Annotated in this window: 20 protein-coding genes; 5 read left to right on the top strand and 15 right to left on the bottom strand. The window is 69.8% G+C overall.

Features of this window, described 5'->3' with window-relative positions; all coding sequences use genetic code 11:
* Positions 1-309 precede the first annotated feature (309 nt).
* Positions 310-822, top strand: a complete 513-nt coding sequence (locus ABZ664_RS19075; protein ID WP_362511664.1) for a hypothetical protein — start codon at positions 310-312, stop codon at positions 820-822.
* A gap of 202 nt (positions 823-1,024) precedes the next feature.
* On the opposite strand, the gene ABZ664_RS19070 is transcribed toward ABZ664_RS19075, so the two are convergent.
* The 6 genes from ABZ664_RS19070 to ABZ664_RS19045 form a co-directional block, all read right to left on the bottom strand.
* Complete coding sequence (locus tag ABZ664_RS19070; RefSeq protein WP_362511011.1) at positions 1,025-1,924, bottom strand: cation diffusion facilitator family transporter; 900 nt, start codon at positions 1,922-1,924, stop codon at positions 1,025-1,027.
* Positions 1,924-2,280, bottom strand: coding sequence for a metalloregulator ArsR/SmtB family transcription factor (locus tag ABZ664_RS19065; protein ID WP_362511008.1), 357 nt, complete (start codon positions 2,278-2,280; stop codon positions 1,924-1,926). Before ABZ664_RS19065 ends, ABZ664_RS19070 begins: the two co-directional genes overlap by 1 nt.
* Positions 2,281-2,423: 143 nt before the next feature.
* Positions 2,424-3,497 carry a thiopeptide maturation pyridine synthase gene (locus ABZ664_RS19060; protein ID WP_362511005.1) on the bottom strand — a complete coding sequence of 358 codons (1,074 nt, stop codon included), beginning with the start codon at positions 3,495-3,497 and terminating at the stop codon, positions 2,424-2,426.
* A complete protein-coding gene (locus ABZ664_RS19055; protein ID WP_362511002.1) occupies positions 3,494-4,552 on the bottom strand; it encodes a lantibiotic dehydratase C-terminal domain-containing protein in 1,059 nt (352 codons plus the stop codon). The genes ABZ664_RS19060 and ABZ664_RS19055 overlap by 4 nt, the downstream gene beginning before the upstream one ends.
* Positions 4,545-7,136 (bottom strand): lantibiotic dehydratase, encoded by a 2,592-nt coding sequence (locus ABZ664_RS19050; protein WP_362510999.1) that lies wholly within the window; start codon positions 7,134-7,136, stop codon positions 4,545-4,547. Before ABZ664_RS19050 ends, ABZ664_RS19055 begins: the two co-directional genes overlap by 8 nt.
* Before the next feature lie 11 nt (positions 7,137-7,147).
* Positions 7,148-7,306, bottom strand: coding sequence for a hypothetical protein (locus ABZ664_RS19045; RefSeq protein WP_362510995.1), 159 nt, complete (start codon positions 7,304-7,306; stop codon positions 7,148-7,150).
* 605 nt (positions 7,307-7,911) lie between these two features.
* Between ABZ664_RS19045 and ABZ664_RS19040 the strand changes: the two genes are divergently transcribed.
* Positions 7,912-9,036 carry a transposase gene (locus ABZ664_RS19040; protein ID WP_362510992.1) on the top strand — a complete coding sequence of 375 codons (1,125 nt, stop codon included), beginning with the start codon at positions 7,912-7,914 and terminating at the stop codon, positions 9,034-9,036.
* Between the two features lie 43 nt (positions 9,037-9,079).
* Here ABZ664_RS19040 and ABZ664_RS19035 read toward each other — a convergent pair whose 3' ends face one another.
* Together ABZ664_RS19035 and ABZ664_RS19030 are read right to left on the bottom strand one after the other, a co-directional pair.
* A complete protein-coding gene (locus ABZ664_RS19035) occupies positions 9,080-9,793 on the bottom strand; it encodes a CBS domain-containing protein (RefSeq protein WP_362510989.1) in 714 nt (237 codons plus the stop codon).
* A gap of 258 nt (positions 9,794-10,051) precedes the next feature.
* Positions 10,052-10,480 (bottom strand): pyridoxamine 5'-phosphate oxidase family protein, encoded by a 429-nt coding sequence (locus ABZ664_RS19030; protein ID WP_362510986.1) that lies wholly within the window; start codon positions 10,478-10,480, stop codon positions 10,052-10,054.
* A gap of 310 nt (positions 10,481-10,790) precedes the next feature.
* Between ABZ664_RS19030 and ABZ664_RS19025 the strand changes: the two genes are divergently transcribed.
* Positions 10,791-11,456: a CBS domain-containing protein gene (locus ABZ664_RS19025; protein ID WP_362510982.1), complete on the top strand. Its 666-nt coding sequence runs from the start codon at positions 10,791-10,793 to the stop codon at positions 11,454-11,456.
* 303 nt (positions 11,457-11,759) lie between these two features.
* Here ABZ664_RS19025 and ABZ664_RS19020 read toward each other — a convergent pair whose 3' ends face one another.
* Positions 11,760-12,629 carry a universal stress protein gene (locus tag ABZ664_RS19020; RefSeq protein ID WP_362510979.1) on the bottom strand — a complete coding sequence of 290 codons (870 nt, stop codon included), beginning with the start codon at positions 12,627-12,629 and terminating at the stop codon, positions 11,760-11,762.
* Between the two features lie 332 nt (positions 12,630-12,961).
* On the opposite strand from ABZ664_RS19020, the gene ABZ664_RS19015 reads away from it, so the two are divergent.
* Positions 12,962-13,849, top strand: coding sequence for a universal stress protein (locus ABZ664_RS19015; protein WP_362510975.1), 888 nt, complete (start codon positions 12,962-12,964; stop codon positions 13,847-13,849).
* A gap of 106 nt (positions 13,850-13,955) precedes the next feature.
* Here the strand turns inward: ABZ664_RS19015 and ABZ664_RS19010 are convergent, their stop codons facing one another.
* Positions 13,956-14,663, bottom strand: coding sequence for a CBS domain-containing protein (locus ABZ664_RS19010; protein WP_362510972.1), 708 nt, complete (start codon positions 14,661-14,663; stop codon positions 13,956-13,958).
* A 313-nt stretch (positions 14,664-14,976) separates the two neighbouring features.
* On the opposite strand from ABZ664_RS19010, the gene ABZ664_RS19005 reads away from it, so the two are divergent.
* Positions 14,977-16,689: a GAF domain-containing protein gene (locus ABZ664_RS19005; RefSeq protein WP_362510969.1), complete on the top strand. Its 1,713-nt coding sequence runs from the start codon at positions 14,977-14,979 to the stop codon at positions 16,687-16,689.
* A 9-nt stretch (positions 16,690-16,698) separates the two neighbouring features.
* Here ABZ664_RS19005 and ABZ664_RS19000 read toward each other — a convergent pair whose 3' ends face one another.
* The 5 genes from ABZ664_RS19000 to ABZ664_RS18980 all read right to left on the bottom strand — a co-directional run bounded on the left by ABZ664_RS19000 (position 16,699) and on the right by ABZ664_RS18980 (position 23,722).
* On the bottom strand, positions 16,699-17,352 hold the full coding sequence (locus ABZ664_RS19000) for a CBS domain-containing protein (protein WP_362510965.1): 654 nt from the start codon (positions 17,350-17,352) through the stop codon (positions 16,699-16,701).
* Between the two features lie 150 nt (positions 17,353-17,502).
* The gene (locus ABZ664_RS18995; RefSeq protein WP_362510963.1) at positions 17,503-18,285 is read right to left on the bottom strand and encodes an HAD-IA family hydrolase; all 783 of its coding nucleotides are present in this window, start codon (positions 18,283-18,285) and stop codon (positions 17,503-17,505) included.
* A 146-nt stretch (positions 18,286-18,431) separates the two neighbouring features.
* Entirely contained in the window at positions 18,432-19,106 is a 675-nt protein-coding gene (locus tag ABZ664_RS18990; protein ID WP_362510960.1) for a pyridoxamine 5'-phosphate oxidase family protein, read from the bottom strand.
* Between the two features lie 300 nt (positions 19,107-19,406).
* Positions 19,407-22,055, bottom strand: coding sequence for a GNAT family N-acetyltransferase (locus ABZ664_RS18985; protein WP_362510957.1), 2,649 nt, complete (start codon positions 22,053-22,055; stop codon positions 19,407-19,409).
* A gap of 173 nt (positions 22,056-22,228) precedes the next feature.
* On the bottom strand, positions 22,229-23,722 hold the full coding sequence (locus tag ABZ664_RS18980; protein WP_362510954.1) for an AAA family ATPase: 1,494 nt from the start codon (positions 23,720-23,722) through the stop codon (positions 22,229-22,231).
* Positions 23,723-23,952 lie beyond the last annotated feature (230 nt).

Genomic DNA, 23,952 nt, shown 5'->3' with positions numbered 1-23,952 from the left:
GAAGGCCGTGCGTGTCGCCGACGTTCGCGGATCCGCGAACGTCGGCGACTTCGCCGGCGTTCGCATGCGTGCCGTCCTCTTCCCGGTGGTGAGATTCCCGGTTCCCGTCGTGCTCGGCGTGACAGGGCCGAAGGTCCCGCGCCGAGGGGACGTTCGAGAGCGTGACGCGGTCCGTACGGCACTGTGGCCGGGCTCCGGGAAACGGTGTGATGAGTACGTCACGAAGACCGCTGAACATCACGCGACAACATGGAAAGGGGAGCCGTCATGGCCACCACTCACGGGCACGACGTTCACACCGGGCCGGTCATGGACACCGTCCCCGCGCCGGCCGTCAGGCGTCCGGTCGACTACGTCTGGGCGATCGCCCGGATCAGCCTGGGCTGGATCTTCCTGTGGGCGTTCCTGGACAAGACCTTCGGCTGGGGGTTCGCCACTCCCGCCGAGCGCGCCTGGATCAACGGCGGCAGCCCCACCACCGGCTTCCTCAAGGGCACCGGCGAGAACGCCCTGGGCGGACTGTTCAGCGGCCTGGCCGGACAGGCGTGGGTGGACTGGCTGTTCATGCTCGGCCTGCTGGGCGTCGGTGCCGCCCTGCTGCTGGGCGCGGGTCTGCGCGTCGCCGCCGTGGCGGGCGGCCTGATGATGGTCCTGATGTGGGCCGCCGAACTCCCTCTGCAGACCAACCCCTTCATGGACGACCACCTCGTCTACGCCGTCGTGCTGACCGGCCTGGCCCTGAGCGGCGCCGGCACCACCTGGGGCCTGGGCGCCTGGTGGGCCACCACCCCCCTGGTGCGTCGCTACCCCGTCCTCAGATAACCACCCCCGGACACATCCATCCCCTGAACACCACCCCCGGATCACACAAGGCTCGCCCCCCCGTACGGGGAGCGGGCCTTCTCGTGTCGGTCTGGGGTGGCCCGGACGTCCTCCACCGTGCCGACACCGTCATGCCGACACCGTCATGCCGACACCGTCATGCCGACACCGTCGCCGCGTGAGCGCGGCGACGGTGAGGTTCTCACCAGCCCAGTTCGTCGCAGCCCAGGTGGTCGGCCGGTTCGACCTGCAAGGTCGCGTGGGCCACGTTGTGGCGCCTGAGCAGCAGGTCGCGGGCCTGGTCCAGGACGGCGTGGCTGTCGGCGCCCTCGGAGGTGACCAGGTGGGCGGTGGCGACGTTCATGCCGGAGGTCAACGTCCACAGGTGCAGGTCGTGGACGTCGCGCACGCCCTCGACGGACTCCAGGTCCCTGGCGACGGCGGAGGCGTCCATCCCGGCCGGGACGTGCTGGCCAAGGACCGCGAACACCTGCCGTCCGAGTGAGACGGCGCGCACCGCGACGAAGGCACCGATGGCGAGCGCGATCAGCGTGTCCCAGATCGGCTGGCCGGTCGTCGCGACCAGCCAGCCGGCGACGATGACACCGACCGACCCGGCGGTGTCGGCCACCACCTCGTAATAGGCGCCCTTGACGTTCAGGCTCTCGGCCGCGCCCGCGCGCAACAGCAGCAACACGATCACGTTGATGACCAGGCCGATGGCTCCCACGACGAGCATCGGGCCGAAGGAGACCTCGGCGGTGGCGCCGATGCGGCCCACCGCCTCGGCCACCACGTACACCGCCACGCCGAGCATCAGCAGCACGGCCAGCAGGGAGGCGAACACCTCCGCGCGGTAGGAGCCGTAGCTACGGCGCCCCGTGGTGTCGGGACGGGTGGCGATGCGGGTGGCCACCAGGGCGGCGCCCAGCGTCACCACGTCGGCGGCCATGTGCCCGGCGTCCGACAGCAGTGCCAGCGAGCCCGACAGCAGCCCGTAGACCAGCTCGACCACGAAGAAGGAGCCGATCAGGGCGAAGGAGACCGCGAGCCGCCATCGGTGCCGGCCCGCCGCGTGTCCGTGGCCGTGCCCGGTGCCCATCAGCGGGTTCCGTCGCGTTCGGGGTGGATGGCCTGGGTGTGCTCGGTGTGGGCGAGCGCGAGGTCGAGCAGCATCCGCACGTGCGCGTCCTCCAGCCGGTAGAAGGCCATCCGGCCGGCCCGGCGAGCCGTCACGACGCGGTGCGCCCGCAGCAGCCGCAGCGCGTGGGAGACCGCCGACTCGCTCTGGCCGCTCACCGCGGCCAGATCGCACACGCACATCTCGCCCTCCAGCAGAGCGAGCAGCAACCGCAGGCGGCCGGGATCGGACAGCAGCCCGAACACCTCGGCGGTGTCGGTCAGATCCTGCGCGGCGGGCATCCGCTCACGCACCGCCGCCACCCGCGGCGCGTCCACGATCCGGGCTGTACACCCATCTATCGCCACGAATCGCTCATCTGAAGAACTATTCATATATAAAGATTAGCGTTCGCCGGAGGCGGCCTGTCAAGCGGTGCCGTGCCCGGGGACGGCCCACGGCCTGTCCGGCGGGTGGCGGCTCAGCCACTGAGCAGGTAATCGCGGGCCCTCTCCAGCGGGGAGACGCCGTACTCCTCCTCCACCGCCGAAGCGATCAGATGGCAGAACAGGTGCCGCTGGATCGGGGTGACGCCGAGCCGGGCCAGATGGGCGTAGAGCATGTTGACCGCGAGGCGGTGGGCGAGGAACCAGTCCGATTCGAGGATCTCGGTGCGGTGCCGGTCGGTGGACATGAGCACGTCGAAATAGTCGACCCGGTGGCGCTGGAGCACCGGCTGGTCGGAGACGTCCAGATCGATCTCCTTGCGGGCCAGCAGCGGCAGGGCGATCTCCTTGTGGCGGTGGGTGAAGGCGATCCAGTCGCGTACGTGCGGCGCCGGGTCGCCCGCGTCGATCGATGCGACCACGTCGACCACCGTCGCGCGCATCTGCCTGGCGTTCTCGCGGTACCTGGCCTCGAACGCGGCCATGATCGCGTCCCGGTTCTCACAGCACGAGGCCGCCGCCGCGACGTGAGATCGATAGGACATGTAACCGCGGCTGACCGGAGGGACGCTCACGTGCGCCACGGCGACCATGAGGTCGATGGCGACCGCGAACAGCGCGAGCTCACCCCGGCGGACCAGGTCCAGCGTGCCGAAGACGAGCCGGGTGCTCTCCGCGGCGGACGCGTCGATCAGGTTCGCCAGCGACCGGCCGCCGAAGACGCGCAACCGGTCGTCGTACGGCTCGATCTGCAGGGAGTTGTCCGGATACCACGGCCGCAACGGCCCGGTCTCGTGCTCCCGTACGGCGAGCAGGCGGTGGGCGGCGAGGTGCTCGTGCTCGTCGAGGCGGGTGGTGGAGGGATGCTCACGCAGATAGCCGGTGATCGCTTCGGTCGCGACGGGGAGGATCTCGCGTTCCCAGTCTCGCGGGGTCGCGCGGAAGTTGAGCCGCAGGTGCGGCCCTCGGCGCCAGTGGCGGACGAGGTAGGGCTGCTGGATGAGGCCGTCCAGACGCTGGAACAGCGGGCGGACGCAGTCCAGGATCAGCGCGTCCTTGTCCTGGTCGTAGTAGCGGATCTGGATGCCGTGCCAGGGGAGTTCGCTCACGAGGTTTCCTCGCATCGTGCCGCCCCCTCCAGGGTGACTGCGGTGAGGTAGCGCAGGTGCGCCTCTTCGGCGATCGACAGGCCGAGACGGTTGCAGAACAGGTGGACGCACCGGTCCAGCACGCTCAGGATGTCGTGGCGGTCCGTGTCCGCCGGGGCGTCGACGGCGCCGGAAGTACGGAACGCGCCCTGGGCGCGGACCGGGGAGAAGCGCCCGGCCCGCTGGAGCGCGACAAGGCGCCGGTGCAGGGTGTCGACCGAGCGCCACCAGGCGCCGGGCGAGTCGTACGCGTCGCCCGTATCGAGGACGCCGCCAAAAGATGGCCCGCCGACGGAACGGCCGGCCGTGGCGTGGTTCTGGGAGGAGACGGCGCGGGCGGCGATGAGCCGGCACCTTTCCGCCTGCGCGGTGAGGGCTTCGCGCTGCCTCGTGAAGATCTCCACCTGCCGGGCACGGGCCGGTGCCGGATCCCAGCGGTCACGTTCCCCGGCCAGCAGAGGGCCCAGGCGGCGGGGGTCGGGCTCCCAGGCGATGAGGGCGAGCATCATCGCGGAGAGGGCGTGGCCCAGCCGCCGCCGGTGGTCGTGCTCGCCGCGCAGGATCGCGAGCGCGATCCGGCTGGAGTCGGTGAAGTGCCGCTCGACGGCGGCGATCGCCTCCGGCCCGCCGAACGTCGCGTACTCGGGCCGGTAGGCGACGGCCTCCACGTGGTCGTCGGGCCGCAGCCGCCGGTCGTAGGTGTCCATGCCCTCCCGCCCGGCGAACTCCCGGGCGAGCAGCGCGTAGCCCTCGCGGTCCCACGGGTCCGTCGTCGGATGCGCCGCGAGGTGCTCTTGGAGCACGGCTGTGGCGCGTTTCTCGATCGTCGTCGCGTCGCCGGGGACGCGCGGCAGCAGGCGGAGCCGCAGATGCGGGCCGCCCTCCCAGTACCGCAGGAAGAAGAACCGGTCGAGCCGTTCGTCCAGCTCCCGCACCAGGCCGTGGACGGCCGTGCCGAGCAGCAGGTCGGTGTCGGTCCGGTGGAAGGCGTGCAGGGAGATCCAGCGGTCAGGCATGGCCCACCTCGACCACGTACTCGCTCACATGGCGGCGGCGATCGGGGTGGTCGCCGTCTCCTCCGAGGTCGGCCGCCGCCTCGAAGTCCGGGAGCGGCTCACGAAAGACGACCATCGATCCGCTCGCGTCCAGCCCTCGGTCGAACAGCGCGACCAGCGCCGGATCGGCCAGATCGAGATAGGTCGGTTTGGCGAGCCGCCCCACGCGCAGCCTGTCGCGGACCGGCGCGCCGGGATCGGCAGAGGAGACGAAACAACGTTCCGGCAGGGCGTGCTCGGCGAACCAGGCCGCGAGCGCGAGCAGGTGCGTCGCGGCGGAGTCGCCCCTGCCCCGGCGCGGGATCTCGCGCACCGGGACGTACCAGGCGGCACGGGCCACGGTGACCCGGCCGACCGACACCCGGGCCGTACGCCCGACGCGGGCCGGCACCGCCTCCGGCGGCCGGGAGAAGATCGGCTCCAGCCCCATCACCGGGCTGGGCATGTCGCCGAAGAGCTGGAGCAGGAGGCGTGCCGTACGCGGCAGCAGCATGGGCGCGACCATTCCGGTGTACACCGGCAGGAGCGGGGTGTCGTGCCCGGCGTGCGTCAGAACGAGACCGCCGGCGCCTGGCTCGTGCCGGACGGCGAGGTCACGCAGGCCGAGCACGGCCGGGCCACTCGGGACCACGCCCGGATAGCCGATCTCCTGGGTCGCCACCGCGGAACGCAGGTTGACGTTGCTGCCGAACAGCCCGGTGATCTCCACCGGCACGCCGCGTTCCGTCCCGAGCGGACGGTTCTCACCGGCGGGAACCCCGGCGACCCGCAGCAGGCGGTGCACGCGGCTGCGCATCGCGCCGTGCCCGGGACCGAACCCGTTGAGCACCAGCCGAACCGGCGTGTCCTCCGGCGGGCCGATCGTCTGCACGAAGCATGACAGCGACCCGACGGGACGGACGAACGCGGGACGGCCGGCGGTAAGACCGGCCAGCACCGTCGGATCGACGGTGAGCGGGTCCGGGGTCTGGGGCAGCAGCCCGCGCACCGCGGCCAGCGCCGCCGCGCGGGCGTCTCGAAGCTCGTCGAGCCGGGGCACGGCGGGCGTCCGGCCTTCTGGGTGCCGCTCCTGCCACGGATACATGAGCGCGTGCAGTTCACCGGCGAGGGTGCCGGGTACGGCCCGATGGGTTCGCTCGGCGAGCGTTCGGTGGAACCGGCCGAACGACACCCGCGCGCCGGCGCCGAACCACTGCGCGAACAGGTCGGCGGCGAGCAGCCGGGCGACGCCGTCCCGATCGAAGACCGCGGCGAAGTCGGTGATCGCGTGCAGGTCGCCCAGGGCGGGACGCCAGGCGGCCAGGCCCAGCCGAGGTCCGGGCGTGGTGACCACCGCGTTCTCGTGGAAGAGGTTGCGGTCCGGCAGGCGGTCGGCGTCGTCTTCGGCCAGCCGGGTGAACGCTGAGCGCACCTTCCGTCGCAGCGCCTCGCGTTCCGACACGCGGGCCGCCTCCGGGTAACGGGCGAGCGCCTCCTGCGCGGCGGCGAGCGCCTTGCCCGCGGGATGTGTGCCGAGCCGATCGGTCAGGTCGGCGAGGTGCGCGGTGGCCTGGTCGGCGACCGGGGGATGGAGTTCCAGCACTCCCAGGTCGAGCAGCCGGCCGAGCGCGTCACCGGCCCCGGTACGGAGATCGCCGTACGGCGGGCGCAGCAGCCGCCGGAGCGGTTCGGAGGCGGCGATGCCGTTGTAGGCGTCCTCCTGGCCGGTCACGTACCACAGGCGGCCGTCGTCCTCGTCGAGGCTCGGGTTGGGCCTGATCTCGAAGAGGTCCGCGAGGCCGTCGTCGGCGCGGGCCAGGTCGGTGAGCAGCCGCAGCAGCAGGGGGACATTCGGCTCGACCGCGCTGCGCCACGCCCACGGCCCGTCCCAGCGGACCGGCTCGCCGTCGTCGCTCCACCGTCCGAGAGCCGCCATCATGAAGGTCGCGTGCGGGCTCGTCTTCGCCACGACGCGGGCCAGGTAGCGGCTGAGGCGGAGCGCGACCTGGCGCGGCGGGGCGGTGCCGGGCGGTGCGGCCAGCCACCGGCGCAGCGCGGCGGACATCGCCGGTCCCGCCTGGAGCACGCCGTGGCCGAAGGCGTCGGTGCCGACCCATCGGCGCAGCGCCTCGTAGGTGCCCCGGCACTCCTGATCGAGCTCCTCCGGTAGCCGCCGGACGAGCGCGTCATGCCGATCGAGGTCCGCGATCCAGGCCGCGACGCGCGGAGCGAGGCCGGAGCCGACCTCCACCGGCCAGGCGCGGCCCGCCGGGCGTCTCGCGTTGTACAGCGCCCGGCGCAACGCCACCAGCGCCGGCCGCTGCGGGCCTGGCCCGACCGCTCCGATCACCGTCTCCAGCTCGTCCGCGAGCCGTCGGCCCTCGTCGGCCAGCCGATCACGAATCGCCAGGATCTCCTGGACGCTCCGCCACGTGGCCGTGCACCTCAGCTCCGCGAGCGCCGCCACCGGTAGCGCGGCGATTCTGGCGACCACGGTCGCGTCCACCGTGCGATGAGCCGCGTCGATCTCGACGCGTCCCGGCAGGCCACGACGCGTCGAGACCATGTGCGGGGAGCCTAGACGAGCCAGCTCGTGCGCCCGGTGATGCCCGAGGCGCCCACTTCGGTGTTACCGAGACCCATGCCCAGGGCCTTCACGAGATCCTCGCCGGGGAGCTCGACCGTCATCACGTCGAGCGCCTCCAGATCGAGGTGGAGTGGTTCGTTCGTCGCCATCTGCACTCCCATTCCTGCCCGCCGGAGCGGGCTGTGTCGGTGACGATCGTTATCGTAGGCGCGGTCAACGATCTCGTCACTCGGTGGAAGGGGGAATAAATGACCGGGAGGCGCGGAGGTCGAATGTTAATCGCCCCTCGGTGTCGCGGTGATGAGTGTCGTCGCCTTTTCCACCAGGCATGAATAACCATCAGTGAGATCGCCGAACCATTTGGTTCCACGATGGTAAGAGATTGCTGTCCATCGAAGTAGGGGCATTTATCGGTGCCCATGGAGGGTCTTCGGGCAAGCGGCAGAGTGGTCCTTTATTAAGCTTCGGAAGGCCGATGTGATTAACGGTGAGTCATCGCGTGTTACGTTCTTGTTTCGCTGTCGCACGGTCGTGGGATCGCGAAGCCGAATCGCGTGGCCTCGCGCTTTCCGGCGACCGGGTCGCGTTCTTCTTCCAGGATCGTTCGCCGCTCGGGAGGATCCTGGCCGGGACGCGTGAGGGGCGGGGGAGCGACCGGTTCAGCATGTCACTTGCGAGGAGCCCCGGGCCTTCGGGCCCGGGAGGAATCGCATACGGACCGCACGTGTCGGCCTGAGTGGTTACGCTTCGCAGCGTGAAATTCGTGGTGCAGGTCCGGCTGTTACCCACGCCCGCCCAGGAGGCGGCGCTGGCGGACACGCTGCGCCTGTGTAACGAAGCAGCCAACCTCGTCGCCGGTATCGCGTGGCAGACGAAGACGTTCCGCAACTACGACCTGCGCAGGCACACCTACGGCCGGCTCAAGGAGATGGGCCTGTCGGCCCAGCCCGCCCAGCACGTCATCAAGAAGGTCACCGACGCCTACACGACGGTGAAGGCGCAGGCGAAAGCGAAGCTGCGCAAGCCGCTCGCCAAGCCGGTCGCCTTCCGCGCCGACGCCGCCCAGCCGCTCGACGACCGGTGCCTGTCCTGGCAGACCGCTGAGCGGACCGTGAGCATCTGGACCACCGGCGGCCGGATGAAAGGCGTCCGATTCGGCTGCTCCGATGAGCAGGCCCACGCGCTGGCCGCCTACCGCAAGGGCGAATCCGACCTCATCCACCGCGACGGCCTGTGGTTGTTGATCGCCACCTGCGATATCCCGGACACCGAGGTCATCGAACCCGACGGATTCCTCGGCGTCGACCTCGGCATCGCGAACATCGCCACCACCAATGACGGCGAACACCACTCGGGCAAGCACTTGAACGCCGTCCGGCACCGCAACCGAGAGCTGCGGCGGCGCCTGCAGGCCAAGCAGACCAAATCCGCCAAACGGCTGCTGAAGGCACGCCGCCGAAAAGAGGCCCGCTTCGCCCGCGACGTCAACCATGTCATCTCCAAGCAGATCGTGACCGAGGCTGCACGCACCGGACGCGGCATCGCCCTGGAAGACCTCCAGGGCATCCGTGAGCGGGTACGGCTCCGCAGGCCCCAGCGGGTCACGCTGCACTCGTGGGCGTTCCACCAACTCGGTGCGTTCATCGCCTACAAGGCCGCCCGTGCCGGGGTCGCCGTGGTCCACGTCGATCCCGCGTACACCTCGCAGGGGTGTTCGGCGTGCGGCCACATCGACAAGAAGAACCGGCCCGATCAGGCCACCTTTTCCTGCATGTCGTGCGGCTTCGCTGAGCACGCCGACGTCAACGCGGCCCGCAACATCGCCGCACGCGGCGTTGCGAGCTGGGCAGTGAGTCACGCTGCCGACGACGCGGCCTGAACCGTCGAATCCATCGACGGCGAGGAGCCGCAAGCTCGGTCGTTTACGACCGAGAAGCTGACCCTCCGCTCCAGGTGTCGTCGTCCTGGAGCCAGCGCACCTCGTTCACCACGTCGACGACGCCGTTGACGCGGCCGACCACCCGGGCCGCTATCTCGGCTTCGCTGCGACGTTCCATGGTGCCCGTCAGGGTGACGACACCATGGTCGACCCGGACGTTGACCTGCGCGGTCTCCATCCGCAGGGAGCGGCCGAGGACCTCCTCGCGCACCTCGTCGGCGATGTCGGAGTCGGGCCGGACGAAAACCCTGATGAGGTCGCGGCGGCTGACGATGCCCACCAGGCGGCCATCCTGGTCGACGACGGGGAGCCGCTTGATGCCGTGCGCCTCCATGAGCCTGGCGGCGCCGACCGTCGGCGTCTTTCCGGTGACGGTGATCGCGGGGGAGGACATCAGCTCGGCGGCGACGTCGCCCCGCGCCTTGGCCTTCGGGGCGCGGACCTCCTGGTTCAGCCGGTGCCGCAGCCGGGCGCGCAGCGGCGGCTGGTAGCCCTCACGGTAGTACTGCTCCCGGAACTCCTCCTTGGCGAGCAGATCCGCCTCGGAGACGATGCCGATGACACGGCCCTCCCCGTCCACGACGGGAACGGCGCTCACCGCGCACGCGATGAGCGTCTCGGCGATGTCCTTGAACGGGGTGTCGGCGGTGACCAGCGCCACGTTCCTGGTCATGACGTTCTCTACCTTGGTGCGCATGGCATGTTCTCCACCCGTGATGGTGCGGGCCTGCTCGCCCGGCTCGAAGGTCCGCCGGGCGGAGTTCTCCGGGAACGGCCCCTTTCCGCTCCCTGCGGACAAGTGATGAGTGTGGTCATCTGCCCGGCTCCGTGACCGTCTCTTCTCATCTCCATCTCACGCCCGGTGGACGGCGGGATGTAGGGCCGGAGGTCCCTGTCCGGCCGCCATTGGTCGCTGCCACCGGACGCGGCTGTGGGCGGTGCCGGAAACGGGCTGTCAGGTCTCCCGCTCGTCATGCCTGGACGAGAGGAGGCGGCCGGTTATCTGCTCGGCGCGTACCACGATGTAGTGGTCACGGTTGGCCGGCGCCCAGGTGCGCAGGGGGAGTGCGGACAGGCGCTCGATCTCGTCCGGTTCGCGTACGGCGCGTGCGGGGCCGACGGCGGTGACCGACCAGCCGGTGCGGGCGGTGAGGTCGAACTCGTCGGCCTCGAAGGCGACGATCGCGTCGCTGGCCGCGGCGGCGAGCTTGGATCCGAAACCCGTGCGGATCACGATGTTCTCGCCGTCGAGCACGAAGTTGACCGGTTGCACCGCGGGCAGGGCCCGGTCGGTGAACACGATGCGCCCGATCGAGGCCGACGCCAGGAGCGTGACGCACTCCTGGCGCGAGAGGATCTGCAGACCTGCCGAGTCGAGCTTCATGCCCTCAAGGCTGCCCGGTCGCTCTCCAGCGACGTTAGGGGCGAAAGTCCCCTTCATCACCGACGATCTGCCCTCAGGCCGGGCGCCGACGGGACATCGGGCGATGACGCGTACCGGGTCCGGGACGAAAGACTCTGCCCTCACGCGGTGAGATCGGGACCTGTGGCCCTGGAGCGGACCGCCGGGAGGGATGTCTGATGGGAGAGAAGACGGAGGATGCCACGCGCATCGCGGTGTGGCGATCGTCCACTCCGGGCGGCGCCCGGAGGGCGGGAGCATCCGTGAGGACTCGCAGGAATTGGAGAAGAAAATGTCGATCACCGTGAGTGACGTGATGGGGCGCACCGCCATCGCCGTGCGGCAGGACGCGGGTTTCGCCGACATCGTGGCCGTGATGCGACGCTTCGCCGTGGGCGCGGTGACGGTCGTCGACGTGGAGCGCCGTCCGGTCGGGGTGGTCTCCCAGGACGACCTGTTGCTCAAGGAGAGCGACGCGGTGCGTCACAGCATCTCCATCTTCGAGAGCGCCGCTCGCCGGCGCGAGCACGAGAAGGCCGCGGCGGTGGTGGCCAAGGACCTGATGACCTCGCCCGCGATCACCGTTACGCCGGGCATGCCCGCCAGGGAGGCGGCGCGACTCATGCACGACAAGAGGATCCAGCAGCTTCCGGTGATCGACCCGGTGACCGGCCGCCTCGCCGGCATCCTGCACCGGGCGAACCTGTTGCGCGTCTTCGACCGCGCCGAGGCCGAACTGCGCGCCGAGGCCGAGGCGGTCGCCAGCGACCTGACCACCGGATCCGAGGTGGTCATCGGCGTCGAGAACGGTGTGGTGACGCTCGACGGCAAGGTCGAACGCCGCTCACAGGTCGTCCAGCTCGTCGAGGCGATCCGCCTGCTCGAAGGCGTCGTCGACGTCACCTCACGGCTTGAGCACGGTGACGACGACCTGCTCGTCCTCCCGCCCCTGCTGTAGGCCCCTCGGGATCATCGCCGGACACGGCGGGGCATGCTCTGCGCCGCCGTGTCCGGCGGCGGTCGCGCGTGTCCGGAAGGTTCGAAGGGGTGAAAGACATTGCTGATCTACTTTGTAAAGGGAGCGGGTTAGTTCAAAACCGACAAACAAGACAAAAAGGACTAAAGGGAGCGCTGAAAAAGCAGGGCCAGCGTGCGCTACGTGAGGGCCGGCCATCGTTCGCTCGTGAGGTGCCCGGTGCCGGGACATGTGCTTTCTCGTCGTACGGCAGGCGGTGCCACGGCGGTCTCGCGCCGGGAAGGCTCAACTCCGGGGAGCGTGCGAGGTGCGATGGACGGCGACGGGCGCCCGAGCGTGGTGGAGCAGGGCGCGTACGGTCGAGTTGAGGAACATCGCCCGGTCGCGGGCGCCCACGACGACCAGCTCAGCGGTCTCGGAGGCGTCGATGAGCGCCTTGGCCGGATGCTTGTGCACGACCTGCTCGATGAGGGGCACGTCGGGGAACCTCTCCCGCCAGCCACCGAGCGACTCGGCCAGCAGGCGGGCCTCCTCGTCGCCGACGTCTTCGACGTCGTAGACGAGTGGCTGCATGTCGCCGGGTGCTCTGCTGGCCGGGTGGGTCCAGGCGTGGACCGCTCGCAGTGGGCGCCGGTGCAGGGACGCCTCGCCGAAGGCGAACTCCAGGACGGGGTCCTGGTCGGCACGTCCGGTGGCGCCGACGACGATCTCGCTGCCCCGGGTGGTGTGCGGTTGATTGACGATCACTACCGGGCACGGGGATCGGGCGGCCAGGTCGTGGCTGACCGAGCCCAGTAGCAGCCCGGCGAATCCGCCCAGGCCTCGGTGGCCGACGACGACCAGCTGTGCGTTCTCGGCCACGGCGGCGATCGCCTCGGCGGCGTTTCCGTCGAGGATCTCGGTGGTGACCTTCAGCGCGGGGTCGTGGGAGCGGACCTGTTCGGCTGCCCGGTGAAGGAGCTCCTCGCAGGCGGCTTCCTCGGCGGGGCCCCAGTGGCCGGGTTGGGGGACGAGCGGGACGTCGTAGGCCCAGCGCAGGGCGGCGTGGACGACGCGTAACGGCGCCTTTCTCAGGGTCGCCTCTCGCGTTGCCCAGGTCAGGGCCTGTAGCGAAGGCGTCGAGCCGTCGACGCCGACGATGATGGGTGCTGTCATGGTCACCGCCCTCGGTGCGTTGTCAGGGGTCGGTGCTCTGTCCCGGTGGCTGGGGCCGGGATCTGGCGGGTCTTGCGTGTTGCACGCCCCTGGCCCGTCTCATTCTTCGTGGCTCCGTCGTTCGCCGGGTAGGGACGAAGGTCCCCTGGGTTTCCTCGGGGGCCGCCTCGTCGCCCGGCCGGGTGAGGGTGGGTGGAGGATCAGGGTTCGTCGCCTGGGTTTCGCGGGTGGGCGCCGTGGGGTGAGCAGGGCGGAAGGTCCCACCGTGGTGGGACCTTCCGCCCTGCTCTTCTGCGTGTGCCCTGGCGAGCATGGAGAGGGAGGTGAGGGCGATGAGCGATATTCGTGAGGTTGTCGTCGGCTATGACGGTTCCGACTTCTCCATGCAGGCCCTGGAGTGGTCGATGGACGAGGCCGAGCTCGGGAGGTTGCCGCTGAAGGTGGTTCACACGTGGCGGTGGCCGTATGGGGAGGCCGATGAGGATGCCAGGCTTCACCTGCGTAACGCCGCCGAGCATGTGCTGTATCACGGGGCCGACTGCGCTCGCGCGTGTAGCACGCTGACCGATATCACGACGGATCTGTATGAGGGCGCGGCCGCCGAACGGCTGGTCGAGCTGTCGGAGCGTGCGGCGATGATCGTCGTGGGTTCTCGGGGCATGGGCACCCTGGCCAGGACCGTTCTGGGGTCGGTCGCTGGGTATGTGGCGGCTCATGCGGGGTGTCCGGTGATCGTGGTGCGCGGGCCCGGTCCGATCCCGGTGCCGAGGGAGCGTGGTGCCGTGGTTCTGGGGATGAGCGGCGACACCCCTGACGGGGTGATCGAGTTCGCTTTTCGTGAGGCCGCCCTCAGGCGGTTGAAGCTGACGGCGGTGCATGCCGGGCGCCTGCAGCCGTTGGTGCACGACACGCGGGTCGCGGCGAACGCGGCGGAGGACGGCATGCTGGAGCGGCTGGGGCCATGGCGGATCACCTGTCCAGGAGTGTTGGTCCGTACCTGTTTCGCCGCGACGTCCGCGAAGGACCTGCTGGAGGACGTGTCCAGGGAGGCGAGCCTGGTGGTGGTCGGCGGAGCGCGTGATCACGGCAGGCTCGGCTCGACCTCGAGGTCGGTTCTTCAGCATGGCTTCTGCCCCGTGGCGGTCGTTCCCGCAGGCTGGGAGAGTCCGTCGCGGAACGAGCCCGTCCTGTCGGGTTCCGACACCTCCGGTGATCTCTAGGGTCTCTTCGGGGGTTCGGAAGGGCTGATGGGGTGAGGGCTTCAGGTCTTCGGGAGCCGCCCGGGTCACGGCCGAGGGGCTGAAGAACCCGGGGGAGGTGAATTTTTTACCTTCGGTGTCTTGTCCGGGCTGGGACGTCGTCGACGTCCCACTCCAGGTTGTCGATCACATCGACGACTCCGTTCACCCGCTGGGTTATCCGTACCGCGAGTTGGGCGTCCTCGCGTCGGTGCATGTGGCCGCTCAGGGTGACGACGCCGTGCGCGACGGTGGCGGTGGCGGTGTTGGGGGCGGCCCACAGGGAGTGTCCGAGAATGTTCTCCTCCACCTCACGGGCGATGTCGGCGTCACCGCGGACGAAGACCTTGAGCAGGTCGTGGCGGCTGACGATGCCCTGGAGCGATCCGTCGGCATCCACTACCGGCAGCCTTTTGACTCCGTGTTCGATCATGAGGCGTATGGCGGACACGACGGAGGCGTGCTGCTGGATCGTGATCGCGGGGGCGGTCATCAGGTCGGCGGCGGTGTCGCCACGGGCCTTGGCGCGGCCGTCGCCGCCCTTCTGGCCCAGGCGGTGGAGTAGCCGGATGCGTAGCGGTGGCTGGTAGCCCTCGCGGTAGTAGCGCTCCTTGAAGCCCTCCTTGTGGAGCAGGTCCTCTTCGGAGACGATGCCGATGACGTGCCCTTCGTCGTCGACGACGGGAAGCGCGCTCACCGTGTGGGTGATGAGCGCCTCGGCGACGTCCTTGAACGGGGCGTCGCCCCTGACCGACGTCACCTTCGTGGTCATGACGTCTTTGACCGTGGCGTACATCGACGACCTCCTTCGGGACACGCGGGTCCTTCGTGGTGTGATGGGCGGCCCTGCGCGGATCGGGGGCGGCTCGCCGCTGTCCGCCGGGTTCCCGGATCTCCATCTCACTGCCGGGAGGGCCGTTCGGGCAGAGGCCACAGGTCCTCGATGTGGAGGTCTTTCGGCCACCGGGTGCCGGGATCCCGAGCGGGCCGACGAGGTCGTGTCTTGTCGGTCAGGTGTTCGTCATCGGAGGGTAAACAATGGCCGGAAGAGTGGACACGGTCTCCTTGGCGGGGCGGGTGTCCGCGTGCCCGGGTGCGAAACTTGGGGTATGGCGAAGATCGAGCCGGGTGCGTTGATCACGCACATGCGCCTGGACGAGCTCTTGGCGGAGTTGAGGGTGCGTCTGGAGGCGGTGCTGGCGACCCGTGACCGGGTGCACGCGCTGCTTGAGGCCGTGGTCGCGGTGGGTGGCGATCTGGATCTGGAGACGGTGCTGCGCAGGATCGTGGAGGCCGCCACCGCGCTGGTGGACGCCACCTATGGGGCGTTGGGGGTGGCCGGTGAACACAGCACGCTCGTTCAGTTCGTTCCGGTGGGGCTGAGTGAGGAGGAGATCGCGCGGGTCGAGCACTGGCCGCATGGGCTGGGCCTGCTCGGGTTGCTGATCAAGGAGCCGCAGGTTTTGCGGCTGGCCCACATCACCGACCATCCCGCCTCCTGTGGCTTTCCGTCCGGCCATCCGCCGATGGGGTCGTTTCTGGGGGTGCCGGTCCGGGTGCGTGAGGAGGTGTTCGGCAATCTCTATCTGACCGAGAAGCGCGGTGGCGGGGCGTTCGACGAGGAGGACGAGGCGATCGTGACGGCGCTGGCCACCGCTGCCGGGGTGGCGATCGAGAACGCTCGCCTGTATGAGGAGACGCGGCGCAGGGAGATGTGGTTGCAGGCGTCGGCGGAGGTCACCACCAGCCTGCTGTCGGGTGCGGAGCCACGCGAGGTGCTCGGGCTGATCGCGCGGCGGGCGCGGGAGATGGCAGGGGCCGATGTCGTGGCTGTTCTGCTGCCTGATGAGGGTGGCCGGGTTCTGCGTACGTTGATCGCCGAGGGGGAGGCCTGTGATCAGGTGGCTCATGCCGAGGCGTTGATCGCCGATTCTCTGGCCGGTCGCGCTTTCGTCACCGGTGAGCCGCTCATGGCGACTGATCCGGGCGAGGTGAAGGTTCCGGTGGTGATAGCCGGATACATCTCGCTCGGCCCGGTGGCCGCGGTGCCGATCGGAGCGTCGGGAGGTGTGCGGGGGGTGTTGTCGCTGGGTAAGCGTTCGGGGCGTCTCCCGTTCAGCGGGGATGAGCTGCGCACCCTGCACTCTTTCGCGGGGCAGGCCGCGATCGCCTTGAAGCTGGCCGAGAGCCGGATGGACGCCGAGCGGCTGGGTCTGTTGGAGGATCGCGACCGGATCGCCAAGGACCTGCACGATGTGGTGATTCAGCGGTTGTTCGCCGTGGCCCTGACCTTGATGAGCACGGTGCCGCTGATCGAGCGGCCGGAGGTCTCGTCGCGGCTGCGTGGCTCCATCGACGAGCTCGATGGCACGATCCGGCAGATCCGTTCCACCATTTTCGCCTTGCGTGCCTTCCCTCAGGAGGGCGATCCCGGTTTGCGTGCGGGGATCGTGGCCCTGGTGGAGGGGGTGCGCGGCGAACTGGGTTTCATTCCGGGCCTGGAGATGGGGGGCCGGCTGGACGGCGCGGTGCCGGAGCCGTTGGCCGAGGACCTGCTGGCCGCGTTGCGTGAGGCGTTGTCCGATGTGGTGCGTCATGCCGAGGCCTCGAAGGTGGAGGTATCGGTGGACGCCGGTCAGGAGCGGCTCGTCTTGACCGTGGTCGACAACGGGGTCGCCGTGTCCGCGGACGGCGGGCACGATGGGCTGCGTGATCTGCGGGAGCGGGCCGAGCGGCTGGGTGGGTCCTTCGTCGTCGGCTGCTCGCCGGAGGGTGGCACCCGGCTCATTTGGAGCGTTCCACTGGGTGAGGGCAGGTCGTGATCGCGAAGTTCACAGCCGTTCTTCGGTGCGGGTGTTGTCCCGGTCCCAGGCGAGTTCGTTGATCACGTCGATGACTCCGTTGATCTGGCGGGTCATCTCCAGGGCGATCCTGGTGTCCCCGCGCAGGGTCATCCGTCCGCTCAGTGTCACCATGCCGTCCTTGACGGTGACCTGGACGAGGGAGGTGTCCATCCACAACGAGCGTGTCAGGACGTCCAGGCGGACTTCGCGTTCGATGTCGTGGTCGGAGCGGATATATGCCTTCAGCAGGTCGCAGCGGCTGACGATGCCCGCCAGGCGGCCTTGTCCGTCGACCACCGGGAGCCGTTTGACGTCGTTCTCCCTCATGAGGTGGCCGGCGTCCGTCACCGGGGCGTCCTTCGAGATCGTGATCGCGGGGGCGTGCATCAGCTCCCTGGCGACGTCGCCTCCGGTTCGGTGTGCGTAGGGCTGCCGTTCGTGCGGAGTGGGTGGTGGAAGGTGCTCGCCGGAGAGCGTGTCCTTGGCTTCCTGTCTGCGGAGCAGGTCGGCCTCGGAGACGATCCCCACCACGTGGCCGTCGCCGTCCACGACCGGCAGGGCGCTCACCGTGTGGGTGAGAAGCGTTTCCGCGATGTCCTTGAAACAGGTGTTCTCGCCGACAGAGATCATCTTTCGGGTCATCACGTCCTTGACGGTGAGGTGCATCTCGCCTCCGAACAGGTGGTGACACGGGCCGGCCTGGTCATCGGGGCTTCCGCGCTCGTCGGCCGTGACTCGTCCATACGGGCAGCATCGTTCGGGTTCGCGGCGTTTTCCAGGGTCCAAGGGCTCTTATGAGCCGGGACTGTCGGCTCTAAGGGGGTGCGGGGCGCCTGAGCGATCAGGGGGCGGTTTCAGTCGTAGTTCGGCCAGGTCGGTGACGGTCAGGTCGGCTCCGGCGGCCCGCAGGGCCTGTCCCCGGGTGTGCCGATCGACGCCGATGACGAGTTTGAAGTGGCCTCGCCTGCCGGCTCGCACACCGGCCAGGGAGTCCTCCACGACGGCCGCCCGGCTCGGGGCCACCCCCAGTCGCCGGGCCGCGTACAGGAACAGTGCGGGATCGGGTTTGCTCGCGAGTCCAAGCCGGGCGGCGGTCACGCCGTCGACCAGGATGTCGAACAGGCCGGTGGCGTGCGCGGCGTCGAGCACCCGTGCGCAGTTGCGGCTCGCGGAGACGGCGGCGGTGAGTACTTTTCTGCGTCGCAGTTCGCGAACGAGTGCAAGGGTCGAGTGGAAGGGGGTCACGCCGCGGGTGTCGAGTTCGGCCAGGAAGAAGGCGTCCTTCGAGGCGGCGAGATTCGCCGCCGTGTCCGGATCGATGGTGATGTTTCGGGATCGTAGAAAGTCGTTCACCCCGTCCAGCCGGGATTTGCCGTCGACGTGAGACAGATAGTCCTCGTCGGCGTCGAACATCCGGAACGGCTCGCCGGACCGTTCGGCGTGCTCGCACAGGAAGGCGTCGAAGATCTGTTTCCACGCGGCGGCGTGCACGGTGGCCGTGTCGGTGATGACCCCGTCGGTGTCGAAGATCATCGCGGAGATCTCTTCTAGGTCCACCACTGCGGGAGGCGTCATGGAGCGGTCCCTTCCCGCCGGGTGCGGCGGCTGCCCGATCCCGCCGTCGGGGCCGGTCGGCCCTGACGGTCCCGCGGGCCGGCGCCCTTTCCCAAAGGCGACGTGCCGGAGGTGGACGGTCGCCCGGGCGGCCGCACCGGTGTGGATCACGGGCCGTGCAGGATGCGGCGGCCGGTGATCTCGGAAGGGGTGATCTTGACGTAGAGTTCGCGGTCGCCACCGGCCCAGGGGTGGACGCCCAGGGTCATCACGGCCGCCTGTTCCTCGGCGGTGGTGACATGATGGACGCCGCCTCGGATGAGGACGCTCCAGCCCTCGCGGTTGGCGTCGTCGATTCGATCGACCTCGAAGGCGACTTTGAACTCGACCCCCTTCACGCCGGTCCTCAGGCTCTCGTCGAGCGGGCCGCCGAAGGCGGTACGGAAGATCACGCAGCCTTCGTGCAGGACGTAGTTGACCGGCAGGATCATCGGGCCGCCGAGGTCGTCGAAGGCCAGCCGGCCGACCCCGCCGGGGGAGATGAGCCGCAGGCACTCCTTCGCGTCCAGGCGCTTCAGCTCAGGGTGGAGTGCGGCTCGTCCCTGCCCGGGGGGCTGGTCGACGGTCCCTCCGAGGAGTTCGGCGGTGCTGGTGTCCAGGGCGGAGGCGAGGCGCTCGATGGTCTCGATGGCGGGTGCGGCCGCCCTCTGCTCCACGTAGGCGAGGTAGGAGGGGTTGATTCCCGCGCGCTTCGCCAGTTCTTCCCGGTCGAGGCCGAGGCTTTCACGTCGCCGGGTGATCCGGCGGCCGAGGTCACCGGGAGCGGCGAGGCGTTCAGCCATGGGGTTTTCCCCTTTCAAGGTGGGTGTCGTCCGCGGAGGCGGGCGTTTCATGCCGTCGCGGTGTTTTTCAAACCTCCCCGCATGCGACGCCGGGCTCTGGTGGCCGGCCTTCGGGGAATCTCTTCACTGGGAACGCTATGGCGCGAGGAGGGGGCGGTAACAGGGTCGAAAGTCCTGTGCGCCGCGGCCAGGTGACCTTGTCGGCCGCATGTCGGCCGCATGTCGGCCGCACGCCGGCCGCACGCCGGCCGCACGCCGGGTCGCATGCCGGTCGTGTGCCGGTTGTGGGACGACGGCTCGTCAGCGGAGCCGGCGGCGCAGGGGGGAGGGGACGGGCGAGGCCGGGGCCAGCCGGATCCGCGCGTCCACCACGACGGCGTCGGCGGGACCGGCGACGATCGGGTTCAGGTCCAGCTCGGCGATCTGGGGAAGGTCTTCTGCGAGTTTCGCCACCCTGACGATGTGATCTTCCAAAGTGGCGGTGTCGGCCACCGGGCGACCCCGGTAGCCGAACAGGAGTGGGGCGCAGTGCAGCTCCCGGATCGTTTCCGCGGCGTCCTGGCCGCTCAGCGGGGGGCTGCGGAAGGCGCGGTCGGTGAGCAGCTCGGCGCTCACGCCTCCCAAGCCGACCATGACCAGAGGGCCGAAGGAGGGGTGGCGGACCGCGCCGACGATGATCTCCACACCGTCGGGGACCATCCGCTGGACGATCGCGCCGGTCATCTCCTGGCCGACCATGTCCTTCATCGCCCGGTAGGCGCCGCGAACCTCCGCCGGGGTGCGCAGCCCGAGCCGGACGCCGCCGACGTCGCTCTTGTGCACCGGTCCCGTCGCCTTCAGCGCGACGGGGAATCCGAGGTGGGTGGCGGCGAGGGCGGCCTCTTGCGGAGTGTCCGCCTCGATGAACTTCGCCACGGCTACCCCGTAGCAGCCGAGAAGCCGGGCGGCCGTCACCGGGTCGAGCCAGCGGCCCTGAGGATGGCGCGACAGGTCTTCCTCGACGAGTTCCCGTGCCGCCTGGATGTCCGTCCCCGCTGGGGGGACGAAGGGCGGGACCGGACGTGAGCGCCACCGCGCGTAGGCCGCGGCCCGGCTCACCGCCTGCACGGCCTGCTCGGGAAAGGCGTAGACGGGCACCGGGCCGGTCGTCCCGTCACGGCCCACCACGCAGGCGACGACGGTCTTGTTCGCCGAGCCGGCCACCCGTGCGATCGCCTCACGGGTCCGCTCGGGACCGGAACCGAACGGCGGGGTGTAGACGATCAGCACGGTGTCGATCTTCGGGTCTTCCAGCGCGGTCAAAGCGGCGAACTCCAGCTCCTCGGCCTGCCCGTCGGCCGTCAGGTCGACCGGGTTGGCGACGGCGGCGGCCGGGCGCAACCCGGAGCGCATTCGTCGCCGGGTGCCGGGCGACAGTTCCGGGACGAGAAGGCCGTGGCGTTCACAGGCGTCGGCGGCGAGCGCCTGTGGCCCGCCGGAGTTGCCGACGATCGCCACCCGGCCTCCGGCGGGCAGCGGCTGGGTGGCCAGCAGTCGTGCGGTGTCCAGCAACTCCTGCATGCCGTCGACGCGGATGACTCCGGCGGCGCGCAGCAGGGCGTCGACGGCGACGTCCGGGGTCGCGGCGGCGGCGGTGTGCGAGCGTACGGCCCGGTCTCCCGAGGTGCTGCGGCCGCTCTTGATCGCGACGATCGGCTTGTGCCGTCCCACCCTGCGGGCGATCCTGCCGAACCTCCGCGGGTTGCCGAAGGACTCCAGGTACAGGGCGATGACCTTGGTCTGGGGGTCGTCCTCCCAGTACTCCAGCAGGTCGTTGCCGCTGACGTCGGCCTTGTTGCCGACCGAGACGAAGGAGGAGATCCCGATGTCGAGTGTGGTGGCCCGGGCGACGAGCCCGGCGGCCACCGCTCCGGACTGTGACATCAGCGCGACGGCGCCTGGAAGCGGAGGGTGGGGCAGGAAACTGGCGTTGAGGGCGGCGCCGGTGTTGACGATTCCGAGGCAGTTGGGGCCGATCAGCCGCATCCCTCCGGTACGGCAGATGCGCAGCAGTTCCGTCTGGCGTTTCGCGCCAGGCGGGCCGGTCTCCGCGAAGCCGGCGCTGACCACGACGAGCCCGGCCACGCCGTGGCCGGCGCACTGGCGCGCGACGTCCAGGACCGCGCTCGCGGGCGTGGCCACGACGACCAGGTCGACCGGCTCGTCGATCGAGGACAGGTCGGGATGGGCGGGGACGCCGAGGATGTGAGTCGCCTTCGGATTCACCGGGTAGACCGGGCCGGGAAATCCGCCGTCGAGCAGGTTTCCCAGCAGCCGATGCCCCACCCGGTCCGGCTCGCGGCTCGCACCCACGACGGCGACCGAGCGGGGAGACAGCACCCGCCTCAGTGAGGCGCGCTCCGCCTCGTGGTCGCGCCGCTCGATCGCGGCCGTGAGCGTGTCCGTGGGGCGCAGGTCGATCCGGACGCGTATCTCGTCGCCGGTGAACTCGCGCGTCGTGGTGAGGCCGAGGTCGGAGAGGACTTTCAGCATCGTCCCGTTTCCGCTGAGCACGTCGGCCACCAGCTCGCCCACGCCGCGGGCCGCGGCGTCGAGCGCGAGGTGTTCCAGCAGAAGGGTGCCCAGGCCACGGCCGTGGACGTGGTCGTCGATGAGGACGGCCACGTCGGCGCTGTGCCGCCTCTCGTCGGGGATGTACTCCGCGACCGCGACGAGCCGCCCGGAAAGGAGGGCGACCTGGGCGTGCCCGCGGTAGTCGGGGCCGGTCAGCCGGTCCATGTACAGGTGGGCCGTGGCGCGACCTCCGGTGAAGAACCGCAGGTAGGCCGATTTCTCTGAGGTGTGGTCCACCAGGGCGTGCAGGGCCGCGCGGTCCGTGTCGCGCAGCGGTCTGATGTGGGCGATCTCCCCGGTTCGAAGCAGTACGTCACATTCGTCCAGGATCGACATGAAGCAAGCCTTTCTCGGTGCTCCGCCGCCTGTCAGGGGTCCTTCGGCCTCATCGCCCGGCCGAAGGCCACCGTCAAAGTCACCCTCAGGGTCGCTGTCAAGGTCACCGTCCTAAAGTCCGGTGACGGATCCGGGTTTCGTGTCGATCTTTTCTTCGGCCTCCGGTGGTGTCCTCAGCCGGGTTCCATCTGAGGGCGCCGGAACCGCCGGGCGACGACGGCCGAGGGAGGATGGATCGCTGCCAGGGCCCGCTCAAGTGCCTGTTCCACGGTCGTGCCGGTGTCGATCTCGGCCGCCTCCGGCCAGGGCGCCGTCCTCGCCGCCATGGTCGCGGCGATCGCCTGATCGGCGTCGGACACCCCGCCGGTTCGCCGGGTGAGCCGCCCGGCGGTGATCTGTGGCGGGGCGGTGCAGCGCAGCGCCACGAGGTCGCTGAAGGTGCGCCGGGCGAGGTGCTCGGCCGCCGCCCGGTGCTCGGCGTCGGTCCAGGAGGCGTCGAGGATGACCGGCTCGCCGTGCCGGAGCAACCTCTCGGCTCGAAACAGCAGCTCGTCGTAGGTGCGCTCGGTGCGCTGCCGGTCGTAGATGCCCTCGCCGAAGGGTGCCGCCGCCGGTTGTTCCGGCGCGATGCCGGCGAGTTCCTTGCGAACGCGGTCGCTGTTCAGCAGCGTGTGTCCGAGGCGGTCGGCGAGGGCGGCGGCCAGGGTCGACTTGCCGGTTCCGGGATTTCCGCCGACGAGGACCAGGGAGATCGCCCCCGCTCGCAGGTGGCGGAGTGTGAGCTCGGCGAGTTGCCGGGCCTCTCGCACCGGGCCGGAGTCCTCCTGCCGCTGCCGCAGGCAGGCGACCTTGGCGCGGACGAAGGCCCGATAGGCGACGTAGTGGTGCCAGAGCGAGGGCGGGGCGGGATCGGCGGTGAACTCGATGTAGTGGTGCAGGAAGACCTCGGCCAGGCGAGGTGCCCCGAGCCGCTCCAGGTCCATGGCGAGGAAGGCCACGTCGTCAAGGCCGTCGAGAAAGCGGAGCCGTTCGTCGAACTCCAGGCAGTCCAGGATCCTCGGCCCGTCGTGCAGGCAGAAGATGTCTTCTGCGAGCAGGTCGCCGTGGCCGTCCACGATGCGGCCCTCGTCGACGCGGGCGGTGAGCAGGGGTTCGCGGCCGTCGAGGAAACGCAGTGTGAGCCGTTCGATCTCCGTGACGATCTCGGGGTCGAGGACCGTGTCGGGAAACGCGCGGATCTGGTCGAAGCTCGCGTTCCAGCGGGACCGCAGTGCCTGTCTTTCCCCGTTCCGGTCGATGCGCGGGTTGTGGGGGGATCGGGTGTGCATGCTCGCGATCATCCGTGCGATGCTTCGCAGGGGTTCCTCGACCGGTTGGCCCAGACGGACCATGACGGCGAGGCGGCGTTCCTCCGGCATGCGCCGCATCACGACGAGATGATCGCAGACCTCTCCGTCCGGGCCCAGTACGTCGGCGACCCCCTCGTAGACGTCCGGGGCGAGCCGCCGGTTGAGTTCCACCTCCCGCAGGCAGGCGGCTCGCCGGGCCTCACGGGTGGTGAAGTCCAGGAAGCCGAGATCCACCGGCTTCTTGAGCTTGAAAACACGATCTCCGAGCAGGAGCACGACGGCGATGTGCGTCTCCTTGATCTGTGCCCACGGTCCCATCGGCAATGCCTTCCACGCTCAGCTCCACCCTCGGATGACCGAAACCCCGGTTGAACGGCCGGATCCGCCTTTGAGGTGATCTTGGGCGGGTGGGCGGACTCCCCATCTCCCAGTCCTTCCCCTGGTCGCGACCTGTGACGCGGCCGCCGACGGTCGGTCAGGGCGGCACAGGGAGACAGTGAAGGGCATCAAAGGGCACAGAGGGGTGCAGAGGTGCGGGGGGACGCGGG

It is taken from the genome of Streptosporangium sp. NPDC006930, from assembly GCF_040635605.1.
In the GTDB taxonomy this organism is placed as follows: Bacteria; Actinomycetota; Actinomycetes; order Streptosporangiales; family Streptosporangiaceae; genus Streptosporangium.
This window is presented reverse-complemented; position numbering and strand designations above follow the sequence as displayed.

Excerpts from the sequence above, each read along its gene's own strand:
- ABZ664_RS19075 (WP_362511664.1), top strand. The coding sequence starts at position 310 with ATGGACACCGTCCCCGCGCCGGCCGTCAGGCGTCCGGTCGACTACGTC.
- ABZ664_RS19070 (WP_362511011.1), bottom strand. The coding sequence starts at position 1,924 with ATGGGCACCGGGCACGGCCACGGACACGCGGCGGGCCGGCACCGATGG.
- ABZ664_RS19055 (WP_362511002.1), bottom strand. The coding sequence starts at position 4,552 with ATGCCTGACCGCTGGATCTCCCTGCACGCCTTCCACCGGACCGACACC.
- ABZ664_RS19050 (WP_362510999.1), bottom strand. The coding sequence starts at position 7,136 with ATGGTCTCGACGCGTCGTGGCCTGCCGGGACGCGTCGAGATCGACGCG.
- ABZ664_RS19045 (WP_362510995.1), bottom strand. The coding sequence starts at position 7,306 with ATGGCGACGAACGAACCACTCCACCTCGATCTGGAGGCGCTCGACGTG.
- ABZ664_RS19035 (WP_362510989.1), bottom strand. The coding sequence starts at position 9,793 with ATGCGCACCAAGGTAGAGAACGTCATGACCAGGAACGTGGCGCTGGTC.
- ABZ664_RS19030 (WP_362510986.1), bottom strand. The coding sequence starts at position 10,480 with ATGAAGCTCGACTCGGCAGGTCTGCAGATCCTCTCGCGCCAGGAGTGC.
- ABZ664_RS19025 (WP_362510982.1), top strand. The coding sequence starts at position 10,791 with ATGTCGATCACCGTGAGTGACGTGATGGGGCGCACCGCCATCGCCGTG.
- ABZ664_RS19020 (WP_362510979.1), bottom strand. The coding sequence starts at position 12,629 with ATGACAGCACCCATCATCGTCGGCGTCGACGGCTCGACGCCTTCGCTA.
- ABZ664_RS19015 (WP_362510975.1), top strand. The coding sequence starts at position 12,962 with ATGAGCGATATTCGTGAGGTTGTCGTCGGCTATGACGGTTCCGACTTC.
- ABZ664_RS19010 (WP_362510972.1), bottom strand. The coding sequence starts at position 14,663 with ATGTACGCCACGGTCAAAGACGTCATGACCACGAAGGTGACGTCGGTC.
- ABZ664_RS19005 (WP_362510969.1), top strand. The coding sequence starts at position 14,977 with ATGGCGAAGATCGAGCCGGGTGCGTTGATCACGCACATGCGCCTGGAC.
- ABZ664_RS19000 (WP_362510965.1), bottom strand. The coding sequence starts at position 17,352 with ATGACCCGAAAGATGATCTCTGTCGGCGAGAACACCTGTTTCAAGGAC.
- ABZ664_RS18995 (WP_362510963.1), bottom strand. The coding sequence starts at position 18,285 with ATGACGCCTCCCGCAGTGGTGGACCTAGAAGAGATCTCCGCGATGATC.
- ABZ664_RS18990 (WP_362510960.1), bottom strand. The coding sequence starts at position 19,106 with ATGGCTGAACGCCTCGCCGCTCCCGGTGACCTCGGCCGCCGGATCACC.
- ABZ664_RS18985 (WP_362510957.1), bottom strand. The coding sequence starts at position 22,055 with ATGTCGATCCTGGACGAATGTGACGTACTGCTTCGAACCGGGGAGATC.
- ABZ664_RS18980 (WP_362510954.1), bottom strand. The coding sequence starts at position 23,722 with ATGGGACCGTGGGCACAGATCAAGGAGACGCACATCGCCGTCGTGCTC.